Here is a 16972-nt window from a genome sequence, read left to right on the forward strand (position 1 = left end):
GACCTACGGCACCTCGATGACCCTGGTCGCGAGCGCACGCGGATCGTCACGCACGATGTGATCGCTTTCCTGCTGCGCCCAGCGATCCCAGTGCGGACGATAGGTATCGCCATCGCGCGCCAGCGCTCGGGCCTTGCGACCGACCTCCGCGGACTCGACCCAGACCCGCACATCCGCAATCGCCGCCGTGTCGGGCGTGAGTATCCCGCTCCCTTCGATCAGCACCCCGAGCGCCGGGTCGACCGCGTGAATCTCGGCCTCGCTGCCGCTCCCCCAGTCCCATCGTCGCCACTCGCCCAGATACCCTCGTCCGTGCGGGCGGAGGATGCCGTCCAGAGCGCGTTCGACTCCGTCTCTGAGCCCGTCCCAGCCCGGATAGATCGAATCCAGTGCGACGAGCTGCACCCGTCCTGCTATCGGCCAACGTTCGACGAGCATGCGCGCGAGGGTCGTCTTCCCCGCTCCGCTGCGACCGTCGATCAGGACGACCGGGTTCGCCGCCGCGAGCATGTGGATGTCGTCGACGATCAGGGCCGCAGCTCGCTCGAGGGCGTCAGCGACCGGGTCACTACTTCTTGAGGGCACGGATGATGCGAGAGAGAGCGCGTCCGGTCACCCAGATGAACGGCACAGCGACGACGAGCAGCGTCACGATGTTGGGCTCGAACCGGAGCCCCTCCTCGCGACGGACGTAGACGCCGACCGGGACCGACACGCCTCCGCCTCCGCCGCCCTCGGCACCGTCACCGCTTCCTCCGCCGAAGCCGGAGTAGGTGAACGCCACCGGAGTGATGCTCACGCCGTCGATATCCTGCGGCTCGCCGTACGCGCTCTTCACGCCGAACGAGGCAGCCTGCTGTCCGAGTTCCAGTGCAATGTTGGGCATGGCTCCACGCTAGCCCAGGAATCGGCCGTGGGAAGGGTCAATCGAGCCCGTGCGCCCTGGGATGTTGCGCAGCACCACGGCCGTCGCCCCGCCCGATGTGTCTCGCTCGCCTGATCGTGGCCGTGCCGAAACGTGCGACGGCATCGTCGACCGCGCCCTCGACGCGCCTCCAGTCCTCGTCGTCGTCCCAGAGGCCGAAGCCGCCGCCGCCGGCCGGCCGCAGCTTCTCAGCGCGCACTCCGACCAGACGCACGGGATCCCGTCGATCGATCTGGTCGAAAAGCGCTTGGGCGGCCTCTCCGATACGCTGGCCCACCGCGGTGGGTTCCGGGAGCGTCTGCGAACGGCTGATGGTGCGGAAGTCGTCGAACCTGATCTTGATGGCGACCGTCGACGTCTCCCATTCCGCCTTCCGCAGGCGCGCTGCGACGCGGTCGGCGAGGCGCAGGAGCTCGGCTCTCAGGAAGGACCTGTCTGAGATGTCGGTGTCGAAGGTCTCCTCGTGCCCGACGCTCTTCTCGACGCGTTCCGTCTCGACTGCCCGGGGATCCTCGCCGCGAGCGAGCTCCGCGAGTCGCGCGCTGAGAGCCGGCCCCACGGCGCGGTCGAGCATCGCCGGAGACGAGGTGCGGATGTCGCGCACCGTGCGGATTCCGCGCCCCTCCAATGCCTCGGCCGCCTTCGGCCCCACACCCCACATGGCGCGCACCGGACGCGGGTCGAGGAAGTCCTGCGTGTCGGATGCCGAGACGACGAGCATCCCATCGGGCTTCGAGATCGTCGAGGCCATCTTCGCCACATGCTTCGTGGCTGCGACGCCGACACTGCAGGTGATGCCCACCTCATCTCTGACGCGCTGCCGAACGAGGTGCGCGATCTGTGCAGGGCTGCCCCAGAGCCGTCGGACGCCGCGCACATCGAGGAAGGCCTCGTCGACCGACAGCGGCTCGACCAACGGCGTGAACGACTCGAAGATCGCCATCACCTGACGTGAGACCGCCTGGTAGCGATGGAAGTGCGGAGGAACGACGCGCGCCGACGGGCACAAGCGCAGCGCCTGAGACACCGGCATCGCCGCACGCACGCCGTAGCGGCGCGCCTCGTAGGAGGCGCTGGACACCACCGATCGGCCGTCGGGCGACCCGATGATCAGCGGGAGACCGCGCAAGTTGGGATCATCGAGCACCTCGACACCGGCGTAGAACGCATCCATGTCGACGTGCAGGATGCTCGTGCCGGTGTCGTCGGCATCGGCTGACGACACGATGCGCCCTCTGCCGTCACCGTGTCCCATGAGACCATTCTCCCCCGGACCTCAGACATGAGGTCCGGGGGATCCGATCACTGCGCAGCGCGCTCGAGAACGAGTTCGCGGACCCGGGCTGCGTCGGCCTGGCCCTTCATAGCCTTCATCACAGCGCCGATGACGGCGCCGGCTGCCTGGACCTTGCCGTCCTTGATCTTCGCGAGAACGTCGGGCTGAGCTGCCAGGGCCTCGTCGATCGCGGCGATCAGCGCGCCGTCATCCGAGACGACGGCGAGTCCGCGGCCGTCGACGACCTCCTGCGGCGTCCCCTCACCGGCGATGACTCCCTCGAGCACCTGGCGGGCCAGCTTGTCGGTGAGGGTCCCGGCGTCGACGAGCTTCTGCAGCGCCACGACGTTCTCAGGAGAGATCAGCTCCGTGGCATCCTTCTCCTGCGTGTTCGCGAGGCGGCTGATCTCGCCCGTCCACCACTTGCGGGCCGTGGCAGGAGTCGCTCCGGCCGAGATCGTCGCCTCGACGACCTCCAGCAGGCCGCCGTTCCGCACGTCCTGGAACTCCAGGTCGGTGAACCCCCACTCGCCCATCAGGCGGCGCCGACGCGCCACCGGCTGTTCGGGCAGCTGCGCTCGGAGCTCCTCGATCAGCTCGGCCGCAGGCTCCACCGGAACCAGGTCGGGCTCGGGGAAGTACCGGTAGTCATCGGCATCCGACTTGGGACGACCGGGCGAGGTCGTGCCCGTGTCCTCGTGCCAGTGCCGGGTCTCCTGAGTGATCGTGCCGCCGTCGGCGAGGATCTGCGCCTGACGCTGGATCTCGTAACGCACGGCGCGTTCGACCGACCGCATCGAGTTGACGTTCTTCGTCTCGGTGCGCGTGCCGAGCTTCTCCTGGCCGCGAGGGCGCAGCGAGATGTTGGCGTCGCAGCGGAGGTTGCCGCGCTCCAGGCGGGCTTCGGAGATCCCGAGGCTGCGGACGATGTCACGGATGGTCGCGACATAGGCCTTGGCGACCTCCGGGGCACGGTGCTCAGTGCCGAAGATGACCTTCGTGACGATCTCGACGAGCGGAACACCGGCGCGGTTGTAGTCGACCAGCGAGTACTCGGCACCCTGGATGCGTCCGGTGGATCCGCCCATGTGAGTGAGCTTGCCGGCGTCCTCCTCCATGTGCGCGCGCTCGATCGGGATCTGCACGATGGTTCCGTCTTCGAGCTCGACCTCGACCTCACCCTCGAAAGCGATCGGCTCGTCGTACTGCGAGATCTGGTAGTTCTTGCCGAGGTCGGGGTAGAAGTAGTTCTTCCGCGCGAAGCGGCTCGACGGTGCGATCGAGCAGCCGAGTGCAAGACCGAGGCTGATCGATGAGCGAATCGCCGTCTCGTTCACGACGGGCAGCGATCCGGGCAGACCGAGGTCGACCGGGGCGATCAGCGTGTTCGGCGCAGCCGCGTGATAGGCCTCGTTCGCCGGGTTCGGCGCGTCCGAGAACATCTTCGTGTTGGTGTTGAGTTCGACGTGCACCTCGAATCCGAGAACGGGCTCGAACAGCTCGAGCGCTTTGTCGAAGTCCATGAGCTTGGCAGTGGCCATCAGCGGGTCCCTCCCACGAGCTGGGGTGCACGCGTGAGGAGCGGTGCTCCCCACGAATCGACGAGGAGCGTCTCGACCGCAGCGCCGACCTTGTAGAGTCGCGCGTCCTCCCTCGCCGGTGCGATGAACTGGATGCCGACGGGCAGTCCGTCCTCTGCCGCGAGGCCGCTCGGGATCGAGATGCCCGGGACGCCGGCGAGGTTGACCGGGATCGTCGTGATGTCGTTGAGGTACATCTGCAGCGGATCGTCGATCTTCTCGCCGATCTTGAACGCGGTGGTCGGTGCCGACGGCGTCGCGATGATGTCCACCTCCGCGAAGGCGTTCGCGAAGTCCTGCTGGATGAGCGTGCGGACCTTCTGTGCACTGCCGTAGTAGGCGTCGTAGTACCCCGCCGACAGTGCGTACGTGCCGAGGATGATGCGTCGTTTGACCTCGTCGCCGAAGCCGGCGTCGCGCGTCGCGGACATGACGTCCTCGACGGTCGGGTTGCCATCAGGAGTCACACGGAGACCGAAGCGCACGGAGTCGAACTTCGCGAGGTTGCTGGATGCCTCGGCGGGGAGGATCAGATAGTACGCGGCGACGCCGTACTCGAAGTGGGGCGCTCCGATCTCGACGATCTCTGCACCCTGAGCCTCCATGAGCGCGAGAGCGCTGCGGAACGACTCGGCGACGCCCGGCTGGAACCCGCTGTCGGGCAATTCCCTGATGACGCCGACCCTGAGGCCTTTGAGCACATCTCCGCGCGCGCCCTCACGGGCGGCATCCGCGAACGAAGGCCACTCGTCGCGCAGCGATGTGGAGTCCTTCGGGTCGTGACCGCCGATCGCGTCATGCAGCAGACCTGCGTCGAGCACGGTGCGCGTCACCGGTCCGACCTGGTCGAGGCTGGAAGCGAGTGCGATCGCGCCGTAGCGGCTGACACCGCCGTAGGTGGGCTTGACGCCGACCGTGCCGGTCACATGCGCGGGCTGACGGATGGATCCACCGGTGTCTGAGCCGAGCGCCAGCGGAGCCTCGAAGGCGGCGACGGCCGCGGCCGATCCACCGCCGGAGCCACCGGGGATCCGATCGAGGTCCCACGGGTTGCGGGTGGGGCCGTATGCGGAATGCTCGGTGGACGACCCCATGGCGAACTCGTCCATGTTGGTCTTGCCGAGCGGGATCAGCCCTGCCGCGCGCGATCGAGCGACGACGGTGGCGTCGTACGGCGAGCGGTAGCCCTCGAGGATCCGCGAGCCGCTGGTGGTCGGCTGGTCGGTCGTGACAAGCACGTCCTTGATGGCGAGCGGCACACCGGCGATCGGGCCGAGCTCCTCGCCCGCAGCCCGCCTCGCGTCGACAGCTGCGGCGGCATCGAGCGCGCCCTCGTTCACGTGGAGGAAGGCATGGACGTCGCCGTCGACGGCGGCGATGCGGTCGAGGTGTGCGCGCGTCGCCTCGACGCTGGAGATCTCGCGGCTGGCGAGCTTGTCCGCAAGCTCGGCTGCGGTCATCCGGATGATGTCGCTCACTGTTCTTCTCCCAGGATCGCGGTGACGCGGAACCGGCCATCGGCCTGGTCCGGCGCGTTCTGGAGCACCTGTTCGTGCGTGAGCGTCTCGCCCACCACATCGGGACGGTAGACGTTGCTCAGCGGGATCGGGTGACTCGTCGCGGCGACGTCGGGGCTTGCGACCTCAGACACCTTCGCGATGTTGTCGACGATGGCATCGAGCTGGCCCGTCAGCCGGGTCACCTCGTCGTCGTTGAGCTGGATGCGCGCGAGCACGCCGAGATGGCGCACAAGATCAGGGGTGATTTCAGACACGTCCCAAGTCTAGTTGCCGTGCTCGTCGTCTCCCCGCAGACGGGCGGTGCCGGTCCTATGCTGGGCGGGTGAGCCCGTACCAGCCTCCCCGCCCGTGGATCGCCAGCTATGCGGAAGGCGTCCCCGACGACCTCGCCCCCGTCTCGGGATCGCTGGTCGACATCGTCGCGGCATCCGCTCGCGATTACCCCGACGCCCCTGCACTGCAGTTCTTCGGACGTGAGACGACCTATGCGCAACTGCAGGATGCGATCGACCGCGCCGCCGAGGGTCTGCGCGATCTCGGCGTGCGCGCAGGGGATCCGGTCGCGATCGTGCTGCCGAACTGCCCGCAGCACATCGTGGCGTTCTACGCCGTGCTCCGTCTGGGCGCCGTGGTCGTCGAGCACAACCCGCTCTACACGCCTCGCGAGCTCCGCAAGCAGTTCGAGGACCACGGCGCGAAGCACGCGATCGTCTGGAACAAGGTCGTATCGACGGTGCAGGAGTTCCCGGCCGATCTCGCGGTGACGAACCTCATCTCCGTGGACGTCACCCGGGCGATGCCCTTTCTGACCCGCGTGGCTCTGCGACTGCCTGTGGCGAAAGCGAGAGAGTCGCGCGCGGCGCTCACCGAGCGCGTCCGGGGAACCGTCGCCTGGGACTCGCTGGTGCAGTCGGCTCCGATCTCGGCGACGCACCCGAAGCCGGCCACCGGCGACCTCGCCATCATCCAGTACACGTCGGGCACCACGGGAACCCCCAAGGGTGCGGCGCTGACGCACGGGAACCTGCTCGCGAACGCCGCCCAGTCGCAGGCGTGGGTGCCGTCCATCCAGCGTGGCAAGGGCTGCGTCGTCTACGCGGTGCTGCCTATGTTCCACGCTTACGGCCTCACGCTGTGTCTGACGTTCGCGATGTCGATGGGAGCACGACTCGTGCTCTTCCCGAAGTTCGATCCGGACCTCGTGCTCGGTGTGATGAAGAAGCACCCGGCGACGTTCCTTCCGCTCGTGCCCCCGATCGCTGATCGACTGCTCGCCGCGGCGAACGCCGAGGGCGTGTCCCTCGACGGGATCGAGGTCGCGATCTCCGGCGCCATGGCGCTCCCTCACGAGCTGGTGGTGCCGTTCGAGGCTGCCACGAACGGCTTCCTCGTCGAGGGATACGGACTCAGCGAATGCTCCCCCGTTCTGATGGCGAATCCGGTCGCAGACAACCGCGTGCCCGGAACAGTGGGACTTCCGTTGCCCGGCACCGAATGCCGAGTGGTCGATCCCGACAACCCGACCGTCGATGTCGAACCCGGCGCAGCGGGCGAACTCCTCGTGCGCGGTCCACAGGTGTTCTCCGGGTACTACGGCAAGCCGGAGGAGACCGAGGCCGTCTTCGTCGACGGCTGGTTCCGCACCGGAGACATCGTGACGGTCGACGATGCGGGCTTCATCAGAATCGTCGACCGCATCAAGGAACTCATCATCACCGGCGGCTTCAATGTCGCACCGACGGAGGTGGAGAACGCACTGCGTCAGCACCCGCAGGTCGCCGACGCCGCGGTGGTCGGCCTGCCGAGCGATCACTCCGGCGAGGAGGTGGTCGCGGCGATCGTCATCGACTCCGGAACCGAGGTGGACGTCGAGGCGATCCGCGAGTATGCGCGCAGCATCCTCACCCCCTACAAGGTGCCCCGGCGCATCTTCGTCGTGGATGAGCTTCCGAAATCGTTGATCGGCAAGGTCCTGCGCCGGCAGGTCAGGGAGAAGCTCCTGGCGCTGACCTCCGGTGCCTGAGGGCGCCCTCACAGGCGCGGGAACCCGGGACGCGCTACCCTTGATCAGTGACCCCTGAAGACGCTGTGCCCACCGACGCCCCCGAGACCCCTGGATTCGAGGAGCTCGGCATCACCGGCCCCGTCCTCAAGGCGATCAAGGACCTCGGCTACGAGACCCCCTCCCCCATCCAGGCCGCGACGATCCCGACTCTCCTGTCGGGCCGCGACGTCGTCGGCATGGCGCAGACAGGAACGGGAAAGACCGCGGCCTTCGCGCTCCCCGTCCTGGAGCGCCTCGACGTCTCGCAGAAGACTCCGCAGGCGCTGGTGCTCGCTCCGACTCGCGAGCTCGCACTGCAGGTCTGCGAGGCCTTCGAGTCCTACGCCTCGAAGATGAAGGGTGTGCACATGCTGCCGGTCTACGGCGGCCAGGCCTACGGCGTGCAGCTCTCCGCGCTGCGCCGCGGCGTCCACGTGATCGTCGGAACGCCCGGCCGCATCATGGACCACCTCGCCAAGGGCACTCTCGACCTCTCGCAGCTGCAGTACCTGGTGCTCGACGAGGCCGACGAGATGCTCAAGATGGGCTTTGCGGAAGATGTCGAGCAGATCCTCGCTCAGACGCCCGTCGAGAAGCAGGTCGCACTGTTCTCCGCGACGATGCCCCCGCAGATCCGCCGCCTCGCGCAGAAGTACCTGCGCGATCCCGAAGAGATCAGCATCAAGTCGAAGACCGCAACGGGCACCAACATCACGCAGCGCTACCTCGTGGTGTCGTACGCGCAGAAGGTCGATGCGCTGACCCGCATCCTCGAGGTCGAGAACTTCGACGGCATGATCGTGTTCGTCCGCACCAAGAACGAGACCGAGACGCTCGCCGAGAAGCTGCGCGCCCGTGGATACTCGGCCGCTGCGATCAACGGCGATGTGGCGCAGGTGCAACGTGAGCGCAGCGTCAACCAGCTCAAGGACGGCAAGCTCGACATCCTCGTCGCGACGGACGTCGCCGCTCGAGGTCTCGACGTCGAGCGCATCAGCCACGTCATCAACTTCGACATCCCCACCGACACCGAGTCCTACGTGCACCGCATCGGCCGCACCGGACGCGCCGGTCGCAAGGGCGACGCGATCAGCTTCATCACCCCGCGCGAGCGTTACCTGCTCAAGTCGATCGAGAAGGCGACCCGCCAGCAGCCGACGCAGATGCAGCTGCCCAGCATGGACGACGTCAACACCACGCGTCTCGCGCGATTCGACGATGCGATCACGACCGCGCTCGGCGACAGCCCGCGGATCGAGAAGTTCCGTGACATCATCGCCCACTACGTGCGCAACCATGATGTGCCTGAAGCCGATGTGGCCGCTGCGCTCGCGGTCGTCGCGCAGGGCGACACTCCGCTGCTGCTCGACCCGTCGGATGACCCGCTGACGAAGGCCGTCGAGTTCGACAACCGTCCGCCGCGGGAACGCAACACCCGCGATCAGCGGGAGCCCCGCGAGCCTCGCGAGCGCCGTGGACGGGGCGACTACAAGCCCTACCGCATCGAGGTCGGTCGACGTCACCGGGTCGAGCCGCGTCAGATCGTCGGTGCGCTCGCGAACGAGGGCGGCCTCGGCCGTGACGATTTCGGCGCCATCAACATCCGGCCGGACTTCACGGTCGTCGAGCTTCCCGCCAACCTCGACTCCTCGGTGCTCGACAAGCTCAGGGACACCCGCATCTCTGGTCGACTGATCGAGATCAAGCCCGACCGTGGTCCGGCAGCCCGACGCAACGACGGCCCGCGCGACGCCGGCGCTCGAGGCGGCTTCGACCGCCCCCGCTACGACCGCGAGGACCGTCCGGCCCGCTCCGATGAGCGCGGCGAGAAGCCGTTCCGCAAGCCGCGGCACAAGGACTGATCGACCAATGCACATCGAGCGCGCAGGCCCCGAGGATGTTCGGGGCCTGGCGCGCTTGAAGTGGATTGACAGAGCCGGCGACGACGCCGACACCGCGGAGTTCGACTCGTTCGTGGACGCACTCGGGGCGTGGTGGGAAGCCCATCGGGCCACCCACTTCGCGTTCGTGGCCCTCACCGAGGACACGACGGTGGGTGCCGCATGGGTCGCGCTGCTCCCGCGCGTGCCCAGCCCTGGTGCGAACAACCGCCTCTCGGCAGACATCCAGAGCGTCTTCGTGATGCCCGAGCACCGTGGGGGCGGCGTGGGCGCCGCACTCGTCGACGCAGCTGCCACCCATGCGCACAGAGCCGGCGCCTCCAGGGTCACCGTGCACTCGAGCGAGCGCGCGGTTTCGGTCTATCAGCGGCTCGGGTTCACCGGATCTCCGAAGCTGCTCCAGCGGATCGCCGAGGCATAGTCGCGTCAGGCGCCTGAGGTTCCCGACGCCGCGCTGCGTGCCAGGCGCGCGGCGACGTCGAGCAGGGACTCCGGCCGCGCGAGCAGCGATCGCTGCTCCGGGTGGTCGATGAGGTGCTGCAACAGCCTGTGGGCGCCATCGACTGTCGGAGCCCAGTATCCGCCGACATGGTGACGGCTCAAGGGTGCGGTGGTGGATTCTCCGTCGATCTGCACGTCGACTGTGCCGTCATCCGGGTCCATTCCGAGATCGGAGACGGCGAGGAACGTCAGCGCACCGATGACGATCGTGCTGGCGAGACCCGGCAGCCGGAATCTCGTCACGGGTACGTCGATCAGCACTCGTTCGACCTGAATCCACGGGACGATGCCGCGATTCTCACTGCCGTCGCGGAAGAGCACCGCGTCGGGTGTCAGGCGCAGATGATGCCTCCCCGGATCACCCACCGCCAGCGCGCCCGGAACGACGATCAACGGCCCGTAGCGCTTCATCCGAGCGCGTCCGGCCCCTGGGTCACGAGGATGTGGAACTGAGCAGCGTCGAGGATGCGGATACCGAGCTCCTCCGCCTTGCCCAACTTCGACCCCGCGCCAGGACCGGCGGCGACGAAGTCGGTCTTCTTCGACACGCTCGACGCGGCCTTGCCGCCCGCCTTGATGATGGCCTCCTGGGCACCGTCGCGTGTGTACCCGTCGAGCGATCCGGTCGCGACGATGGTGAGGCCGTCGAGTACGCCGCCCTCGACCACGGCAGCACCCGGACCCGGGTGACCGGGAGTCGCCCACTGGACCCCGGCCTCGGCCCACTGCTGCACGATCTCTCTGTGCCAGTCGACTTCGAACCACGCGAGCAGCGAGTCGGCGATGATGCCGCCGACCCCCTCGACCGCAGCGAGCTCGTCGCGGGAGGCCGCGCGGATCGCATCGAGCGAGCCGAACCACTGCGCGAGCGCTCGTGCCGCGACGGGGCCGACATGACGGATGTTGAGCGACACGAGAAGTCGCCACAGGTCCTTCGTCTTCGCCTTCTCGAGTTCGGCCAGGAGGGTGAGGGCCTGCGACGACGGCTGCGGCCCCTCGAGGCCGGACTTCTTCTCTGCGGCCGTGGGATTGCGGCGGAACGGCGCTCGTGTCTTCACCAGCCCGTCGTCGTCCTCCTTCGGCAGGCCCGTCTCCGCGTCGCGGACGAACAGCTCGATCGGCACGATCTCTTCGAGCGTGAGCGCGAAGAGTCCTGCCTCGGTCTCGAGAGGCGGAACGGCCGGCGACGTCGGCTGGGTGAGCGCCGCTGCAGTGACCTCGCCGAGAGCCTCGATGTCGAGCGCGCCCCGTGATCCGATGTGCTCGACGCGACCGCGCACCTGCGCAGGGCACGATCGCGCATTCGGACACCGCAGATCGATGTCGCCCTCCTTCATCGGGCGCAGCGGGGTGCCGCACTCGGGGCACTCCACGGGCATGACGAACTCGCGCTCCGTGCCGTCGCGCTTGTCGACCACGGGACCGAGCACCTCGGGGATGACGTCGCCCGCTTTACGCAGCACGACGGTGTCACCGATGAGTACGCCCTTCGCCTTCACGACGTCCTTGTTGTGGAGCGTCGCCTGCCTCACCACCGAGCCAGCCACCTGGGCGGGAGCCATCACCGCGAACGGCGTGGCCCTGCCTGTGCGACCCACCGATACGACGATGTCGAGGAGTTTCGTCTGCACCTCTTCGGGCGGGTACTTGTAGGCGATCGCCCAGCGCGGAGCGCGGCTGGTGGCTCCGAGCTCATCGTGCAGGGAGAGCTCATCGACCTTGACCACGATGCCGTCGAGTTCGTGCTCGATGTCGTGCCGGTGCTGGCCGAAATACTCGACGAACGCCGCGACTTCGTCGATGCTCGTGCAGACCTTGGTGTGGGGGCTCGTCGGCAGGCCCCACTCTGCGAGCTGCTCGTACACCTGGCTCTGCGCTGCGACGGGTGGGTTCTGCCAGGCGCCTATGCCGTGCACGTAGAGAGCGAGCGATTCGATGCGCAGCATCCCCGCCTCGAGCTCGAGACCGTTCTTCTTGTCGATCTGCTGCCGGAGGCCCCCGCTCGCCGCGTTCCGCGGGTTGGCGAAGGAAGGGAACCGCCGGGCGGCGGCCGTTCGGGCCTTCTCCTCGTCGAAAGGCTTCTTCGCACCCGATCGCGCCTCCCATCGCGCATACGCGTCGTCGTAGGCACGCTCGCGGAACTCCGCCTGCGCCGCGTTCAGGCGTTCGAACGCCGCAACGGGGATGAACACCTCGCCGCGGACCTCGACGATCGCAGGGTGGCCCGTGCCCGAGAGCTCGAACGGTATCTCGGGCAGTCGCAGCGCGTTCTCGGTGACGATCTCCCCGACGCGCCCATCTCCTCGCGTCGCGGCGGACGTCAGCCGGCCGTTCTCGTAGCGGAGATTGATGGCGAGTCCGTCGATCTTCAGTTCGGTGAGCCAGTCGACGTCACGCCCCGCCGAGGCCCGCGTCTTCGCTGCCCACTCCCGCAGTTCGTCGATCGAGAACACATTGTCGAGACTCAGCATCCGCTCGGCGTGCTCGATCGTCGCCAGACCCGTCGCTTCGGCGGCGCCCACCATCTGGGTGGGTGAATCCTGCCCCTGGAGCTCGGGGTGCAGCCGTTCGAGTTCTTCGAGCCGGCGCATCCATCCGTCATACGTGGCGTCGTCGACGAGCGAGGTGTCACGCCCGTAGTACGCGTCCTTCGCCTCGAGGATGCGAGTGGTCAGCTCGTCCGCTTCGATACGGGCGTCTTCCAACGAGATGTTCTCCGGCACCCCGCCAGTCTACGAGCGAGCACCGACATCCCGAGCGCGGGTCTAGGCGTCGACAGGCACGGCCGACACCGTGCGATCGATCGTGAACTGGCCGAGCACTCTCGTTCCCACGTACAGCACAGCAGTCTGTCCGGGGGCGACGCCGTCGAGGGGGCGATCCGGCACCACTCTCACTTCATCCGCCGAGACGAAAGCCCTCGCAGGTTCCGGTTCCGAATGAGCGCGGATCTGCACGTCACAGCTGAACTCCGCGTCTTCGGGGGCTGCACCTGCCCAGCTGAACCGACCGCCGGAGATCTCGCGCGTCGCGAGCGCCTCCTTCGGCCCGACGACCACGGTGTTCGAGACCGGGCGCACCTCGAGCACGAATCGGGGCTTGCCGTCGGCGGCGGGAACCCCGAGCTTGAGCCCGCGGCGCTGGCCGACCGTGAACGCGTGCGCACCCTCGTGGGACCCGACGACGGCTCCGCTGCGGTCGACGACCTCGCCTGTCGCCGTGCCCACCTTCTCGGCGAGCCAGCCACGGGTGTCGCCGTCAGGGATGAAGCAGATGTCGTGGCTGTCGGGCTTCTGCGCCACGCTCAGACCGCGCGCTTCGGCTTCCGCACGCACGACGGCCTTGGACGGCGTGGTTCCGAGCGGGAAATAGGTGTGCGCGAGCTGGTCGGCCGTCAGCACACCCAGCACGTAGGACTGATCCTTCGCGTTGTCCGCAGCCCTGTGCAGCTCGAGGCCGGCATCCGTGGGGATCAGCGTCGCATAGTGTCCCGTGCAGACGGCATCGAAGCCGAGCTCGATCGCTCGATCGAGCAGGGCGGCGAACTTGATCTTCTCGTTGCATCGCATGCACGGATTGGGAGTGCGCCCCGCCTGGTACTCCGACACGAAGTCGGCGATCACGTCTTCGCGGAACCGCTCGGAGAAGTCCCAGACGTAGAAGGGGATGCCGAGGAGATCTGCTGCGCGTCTGGCGTCGAGAGCGTCCTCGATGGTGCAGCAGCCCCGGCTCCCGGTGCGCAGGGTGCCGCCCGCCCGGGAGAGCGCGAGATGCACTCCAACGACGTCGTGCCCCGCCTCCACGGCCCTCGCGGCCGCGACTGCGGAGTCCACTCCGCCACTCATGGCCGCAAGAATCCTCATGGAACCAGTCTACGAGCGCGCAGCCGAGCCGGAGCCGGACGCTCTCGCATAGGCGTCGGCGATAGCGGCGAGAACCGCGTCGATGTCGGCGTCTGTGGAGGTGCGGCCCAGCGAGAACCGGAGCACGCTGCGGGCATCCTGCTCGCTGCGCCCCATCGCCATCACCACATGCGACGGCTCTGCGACTCCTGCCTGGCACGCCGATCCGGTCGACGCGGCGATCCCTGCCGTATCGAGCAGGAAGAGCAGGCTCTCCCCCACCGCACCGGGGAAGAGAATGTGGGCGTTGCCGGGGAGGCGTCGCGAACTGTCGCCGAGCAGCTCAGCCTGCGGCACTCGTGTCAGGATGCCGTCGACCAGCCGGTCGCGCATCGCTGCGAGTCGAGTCGTCTCCGACTCCCGCTCGGACTCCGCGAGTTCGAGCGCGGTGGCGAACGCGGCTGCGCCCGCCACATCCTGCGTCCCGGCGCGGAGCCCTCTCTGCTGCGCGCCACCGCGAAGGAGCGCCGAGAGCCGAGCGGTGCGAGCGACGACCAACGCGCCGACACCGACCGGCGCTCCGATCTTGTGTCCTGCGACGCTCATCGCGACCAGCCCCAGCGCATCCGGGGCATCGCCTCTCAGCCCTCGGAAGGACAGTGGGAGATGACCGAGCGCCGACACCGCATCGAGGTGAAGGGGCACGAGAGCCTGCGCGGCCGACGAGGCGAGCTCAGCGGCGTCGTTGATCGTCCCCGCCTCGTTGTTGGCGACCAGGGCGGTTGCCAACGCTGCTCCGGGAAGCTGGTCGGCGAACACTCGCCCGTCGATCGCCGCCGTGCGAAATACCGGTACAGCGCGCAGGACCGCTCCCGCTGCGACCAGAGCCTCGATCGTGTCCACGGTCGCGTGATGCTCGGCCTCCGGCATCACGATCGCATCCGTCCCCACGGGCCGCGCCTGCCAGAGTCCCTGCAGCGCGAGATTGATCGACTCCGTGCCGCCCGAGGTGAAGACGACCTCGATGGGATCGCAGTCGAGCACTGCAGCTGAGCGCTCGCGCGCCTCCTCGAGCAGGCGCCTCGCATCCTGCCCCGCGCCGTGGGTCGACGATGCGTTCCCGACCATCTCGCTCGCATCGAGCCATGCATCCCGCGCCTCAGGGCGCAGGGGTGTCGTGGCCGCGTGGTCGAGATAGTGCCGCATTCCTCCACTCTCCCCCATTTTCCCGGTGGTGGCGTGCACATGGAACTGAGTGCATGCGGTCCTGAGACCCGAGTGCAGACCTCTAGTGTGTATTCATGCCCGCGATCCGAGACATCACCGTGCCCGGCGGTACTGCACTCGACAACCTCGGTGTGCGCCTTCACGACGGCGTCGGAACCCTCCGCGTCTGGTCGCAGAACGCGTCCTCCATCGAGCTCGTCGTCTTCGATGCCACCGACCTCGACTGGGTGATCGATCAGGCCGACCTCGCCCGCCTTCCCGGCGGCATCTGGGAAGTGACCACGGAGCTGCTCCAGCCGGGAACCCGGTACGCGATCCGCGTAGGAGGGCCGCACGGTCCGGGCAACACGTTCAACCCCGAGACCCTCCTGCTCGATCCCTATGCCCGTGGTCTCGCGCAGGGCGACGGCTACGAGGAGTGGCGCTCCGTCGTGATCGTCGACGGGTTCGACTGGGGAGAGTCCGTCAAGCCGCGGATCCCGCTCGACCGGACCGTGATCTACGAGGGGCACCTGAAGGGTCTGACCAAACGCCAGCCCGACGTGCCGCCTGCTCTGCACGGCACCTATGCCGGGCTCGCGCACCCGGCCATGATCGAGTACTTCCACTCTCTCGGCATCACCTCGATCGAGCTGCTTCCCGTTCAGGCCTTCGTGCCGGAGCCGCGGTTGCTCGAGCGCGGCCTCACCAACTACTGGGGGTACAACACCCTCAACTTCTTCACGCCGCACAACGCCTACGCGACAGAAGATGCCCGCAAGGGCGGCCCTGAGGCCGTTCTCGCCGAGTTCAAGGGCATGGTGCGACTGCTGCACGAAGCCGGACTCGAGGTCATCCTGGACGTCGTGTACAACCACACGTCTGAGGAGGGCCTCGGCGGTCCTCGCTCGAGTCTTCGCGGCATCGACAACGCGAGCTACTACCGACAGGACGCGTCCGGCGCGTACATCGACACGACGGGGTGCGGCAACACGCTCGACACCTCGAGCGATGCCGGCGCGCGACTCGTGCTCGACTCGCTGCGCTACTGGGCGCAGGAGATGCAGATCGACGGGTTCCGGTTCGACCTCGCCGCCGCGATCGCGCGCGACGACTCGCACACCTACACACCGGAGCATCCGCTGCTCACCGCGATCGCCAACGATCCGATCCTCAGCGAGACCAAGCTCATCGCGGAGCCGTGGGACGTCGGCATGGGCGGGTGGCAGACGGGCAACTTCCCGAACGGCTGGATGGAGTGGAACGACCGCTACCGCGACCGGGTGCGGAACTTCTGGCTGAGCGACATCGATTACGCGCGTCGTGCCTCCGCCCCGGTCGGCATCGGCGGCTTCGCCACGCGTCTCGCCGGCTCCTCGAACACCTTCGCCGCCGAGCGGGGCTCGCTCGCGAGCATCAACTTCGTCACGGCGCACGACGGGTTCACGCTGCACGACCTCGTGTCGTACGACGTCAAGCACAACGAGGCGAACGGCGAGCAGAACCGCGACGGTGCCGACATGAACCGTGCGTTCAACCATGGCATCGAGGGGCCGACCGACGACCCGACCATCCTCGCCGCCCGTCGAAAAGCGATGCGCAACCTGCTCGGCACCCTGCTGCTGTCTGCGGGCATCCCGATGCTCACCGCAGGCGACGAGGTCGGGCGCACCCAGCGCGGCAACAACAACGCCTATGCGCAGGATTCGTCGCTGACATGGCTCGGATGGGACGCGGAGCCGTGGCAGGAAGACCTGCGCGCGCACGTCGCTCGACTGATCCAGCTCCGTTCGGAGAACCCCGCCCTGCGCCCGAGCCGATACGCCCGACTCGGCGAGCACATCCCCAACGCCTCGGTCATGGACTGGTTCGACCAGAACGGCGAGACGATGGAGAGCGAGCAGTGGACGGACCCCGGTAACCGAACGCTCCAGTACGTCGCGGCCTCGACACCCGACCGTGAGGCGGCCAACCGGATCCTCCTCATCGTGCACGGCACGGAGTCGCCCATCGACGTGCGCCTCCCGGAGGAACTCGAGGATGCGACGCGCTTCGTCTCGCTGTGGTCGAGTGCCGACGAGCGCCCGGATGCCGGTGGCGAAGTGTTCGCCCCGGGCGACATCCTGCCCATCCCCGGCACCTCCATGCGACTCTTCCGCGTGGAATGACGGGCGGCG

The 16972-nt window shown here is 67.9% G+C and carries 14 protein-coding genes; 4 read left to right on the forward strand and 10 right to left on the reverse strand.

Features of this window, described 5'->3' with window-relative positions; genetic code table 11:
• Window positions 1-3: 3 nt before the first annotated feature.
• The 6 genes from OB895_RS03115 to gatC are packed head-to-tail and all read right to left on the reverse strand — an operon-like array spanning window position 4 to window position 5555.
• A complete protein-coding gene (locus OB895_RS03115; protein WP_042536736.1) occupies window positions 4-585 on the reverse strand; it encodes a nucleoside/nucleotide kinase family protein in 582 nt (193 codons plus the stop codon).
• On the reverse strand, window positions 569-886 hold the full coding sequence (locus OB895_RS03120; protein WP_042536738.1) for a hypothetical protein: 318 nt from the start codon (window positions 884-886) through the stop codon (window positions 569-571). The genes OB895_RS03115 and OB895_RS03120 overlap by 17 nt, the downstream gene beginning before the upstream one ends.
• 37 nt (window positions 887-923) lie before the next feature.
• On the reverse strand, window positions 924-2180 hold the full coding sequence (dinB, locus tag OB895_RS03125) for a DNA polymerase IV (protein WP_079112761.1): 1257 nt from the start codon (window positions 2178-2180) through the stop codon (window positions 924-926).
• 47 nt (window positions 2181-2227) lie between these two features.
• Window positions 2228-3742, reverse strand: coding sequence for an Asp-tRNA(Asn)/Glu-tRNA(Gln) amidotransferase subunit GatB (gene gatB / locus OB895_RS03130; RefSeq protein ID WP_042536741.1), 1515 nt, complete (start codon window positions 3740-3742; stop codon window positions 2228-2230).
• A complete protein-coding gene (gene gatA, locus OB895_RS03135) occupies window positions 3742-5259 on the reverse strand; it encodes an Asp-tRNA(Asn)/Glu-tRNA(Gln) amidotransferase subunit GatA (RefSeq protein ID WP_056376746.1) in 1518 nt (505 codons plus the stop codon). Before gatA ends, gatB begins: the two co-directional genes overlap by 1 nt.
• Window positions 5256-5555, reverse strand: a complete 300-nt coding sequence (gene gatC / locus OB895_RS03140) for an Asp-tRNA(Asn)/Glu-tRNA(Gln) amidotransferase subunit GatC (RefSeq protein ID WP_042536743.1) — start codon at window positions 5553-5555, stop codon at window positions 5256-5258. Before gatC ends, gatA begins: the two co-directional genes overlap by 4 nt.
• Before the next feature lie 68 nt (window positions 5556-5623).
• Here gatC and OB895_RS03145 point away from each other — a divergent pair, with 68 nt between their 5' ends.
• From OB895_RS03145 to OB895_RS03155, 3 genes are read left to right on the forward strand one after another with little or no spacing between them, the layout of a single operon-like run.
• Window positions 5624-7324 (forward strand): long-chain-fatty-acid--CoA ligase, encoded by a 1701-nt coding sequence (locus tag OB895_RS03145; RefSeq protein WP_042536744.1) that lies wholly within the window; start codon window positions 5624-5626, stop codon window positions 7322-7324.
• Between the two features lie 47 nt (window positions 7325-7371).
• Complete coding sequence (locus tag OB895_RS03150; protein WP_228385696.1) at window positions 7372-9207, forward strand: DEAD/DEAH box helicase; 1836 nt, start codon at window positions 7372-7374, stop codon at window positions 9205-9207.
• Between the two features lie 55 nt (window positions 9208-9262).
• Window positions 9263-9667 (forward strand): GNAT family N-acetyltransferase, encoded by a 405-nt coding sequence (locus tag OB895_RS03155; RefSeq protein WP_194286028.1) that lies wholly within the window; start codon window positions 9263-9265, stop codon window positions 9665-9667.
• Between the two features lie 5 nt (window positions 9668-9672).
• Here OB895_RS03155 and OB895_RS03160 read toward each other — a convergent pair whose 3' ends face one another.
• Genes OB895_RS03160 through OB895_RS03175 form a run of 4 tightly spaced genes read right to left on the reverse strand, consistent with a single transcriptional unit; the run spans window position 9673 to window position 14795 of the window.
• Window positions 9673-10158: a hypothetical protein gene (locus OB895_RS03160; RefSeq protein ID WP_079112759.1), complete on the reverse strand. Its 486-nt coding sequence runs from the start codon at window positions 10156-10158 to the stop codon at window positions 9673-9675.
• A complete protein-coding gene (ligA, locus tag OB895_RS03165) occupies window positions 10155-12470 on the reverse strand; it encodes an NAD-dependent DNA ligase LigA (RefSeq protein WP_079112758.1) in 2316 nt (771 codons plus the stop codon). The genes OB895_RS03160 and ligA overlap by 4 nt, the downstream gene beginning before the upstream one ends.
• A 42-nt stretch (window positions 12471-12512) precedes the next feature.
• Complete coding sequence (gene mnmA, locus OB895_RS03170) at window positions 12513-13610, reverse strand: tRNA 2-thiouridine(34) synthase MnmA (RefSeq protein WP_079112757.1); 1098 nt, start codon at window positions 13608-13610, stop codon at window positions 12513-12515.
• A gap of 9 nt (window positions 13611-13619) precedes the next feature.
• On the reverse strand, window positions 13620-14795 hold the full coding sequence (locus OB895_RS03175; RefSeq protein ID WP_042536752.1) for a cysteine desulfurase family protein: 1176 nt from the start codon (window positions 14793-14795) through the stop codon (window positions 13620-13622).
• Between the two features lie 95 nt (window positions 14796-14890).
• Here OB895_RS03175 and glgX point away from each other — a divergent pair, with 95 nt between their 5' ends.
• Window positions 14891-16963 (forward strand): glycogen debranching protein GlgX, encoded by a 2073-nt coding sequence (gene glgX / locus OB895_RS03180; protein ID WP_311879020.1) that lies wholly within the window; start codon window positions 14891-14893, stop codon window positions 16961-16963.
• Window positions 16964-16972: the final 9 nt, after the last annotated feature.

The sequence above is a fragment of the Microbacterium forte genome (assembly GCF_031885415.1).
Taxonomy (GTDB): domain Bacteria; phylum Actinomycetota; class Actinomycetes; order Actinomycetales; family Microbacteriaceae; genus Microbacterium; species Microbacterium forte.

What these genes read in the sequence shown, in the direction of transcription:
- OB895_RS03120 (WP_042536738.1), bottom strand. Translation starts at nt 886, where the DNA reads ATGCCCAACATTGCACTGGAACTCGGACAGCAGGCTGCCTCGTTCGGC.
- dinB (WP_079112761.1), bottom strand. Translation starts at nt 2,180, where the DNA reads ATGGGACACGGTGACGGCAGAGGGCGCATCGTGTCGTCAGCCGATGCC.
- gatB (WP_042536741.1), bottom strand. Translation starts at nt 3,742, where the DNA reads ATGGCCACTGCCAAGCTCATGGACTTCGACAAAGCGCTCGAGCTGTTC.
- OB895_RS03160 (WP_079112759.1), bottom strand. Translation starts at nt 10,158, where the DNA reads ATGAAGCGCTACGGGCCGTTGATCGTCGTTCCGGGCGCGCTGGCGGTG.
- mnmA (WP_079112757.1), bottom strand. Translation starts at nt 13,610, where the DNA reads ATGAGGATTCTTGCGGCCATGAGTGGCGGAGTGGACTCCGCAGTCGCG.
- OB895_RS03175 (WP_042536752.1), bottom strand. Translation starts at nt 14,795, where the DNA reads ATGCGGCACTATCTCGACCACGCGGCCACGACACCCCTGCGCCCTGAG.
- glgX (WP_311879020.1), top strand. Translation starts at nt 14,891, where the DNA reads ATGCCCGCGATCCGAGACATCACCGTGCCCGGCGGTACTGCACTCGAC.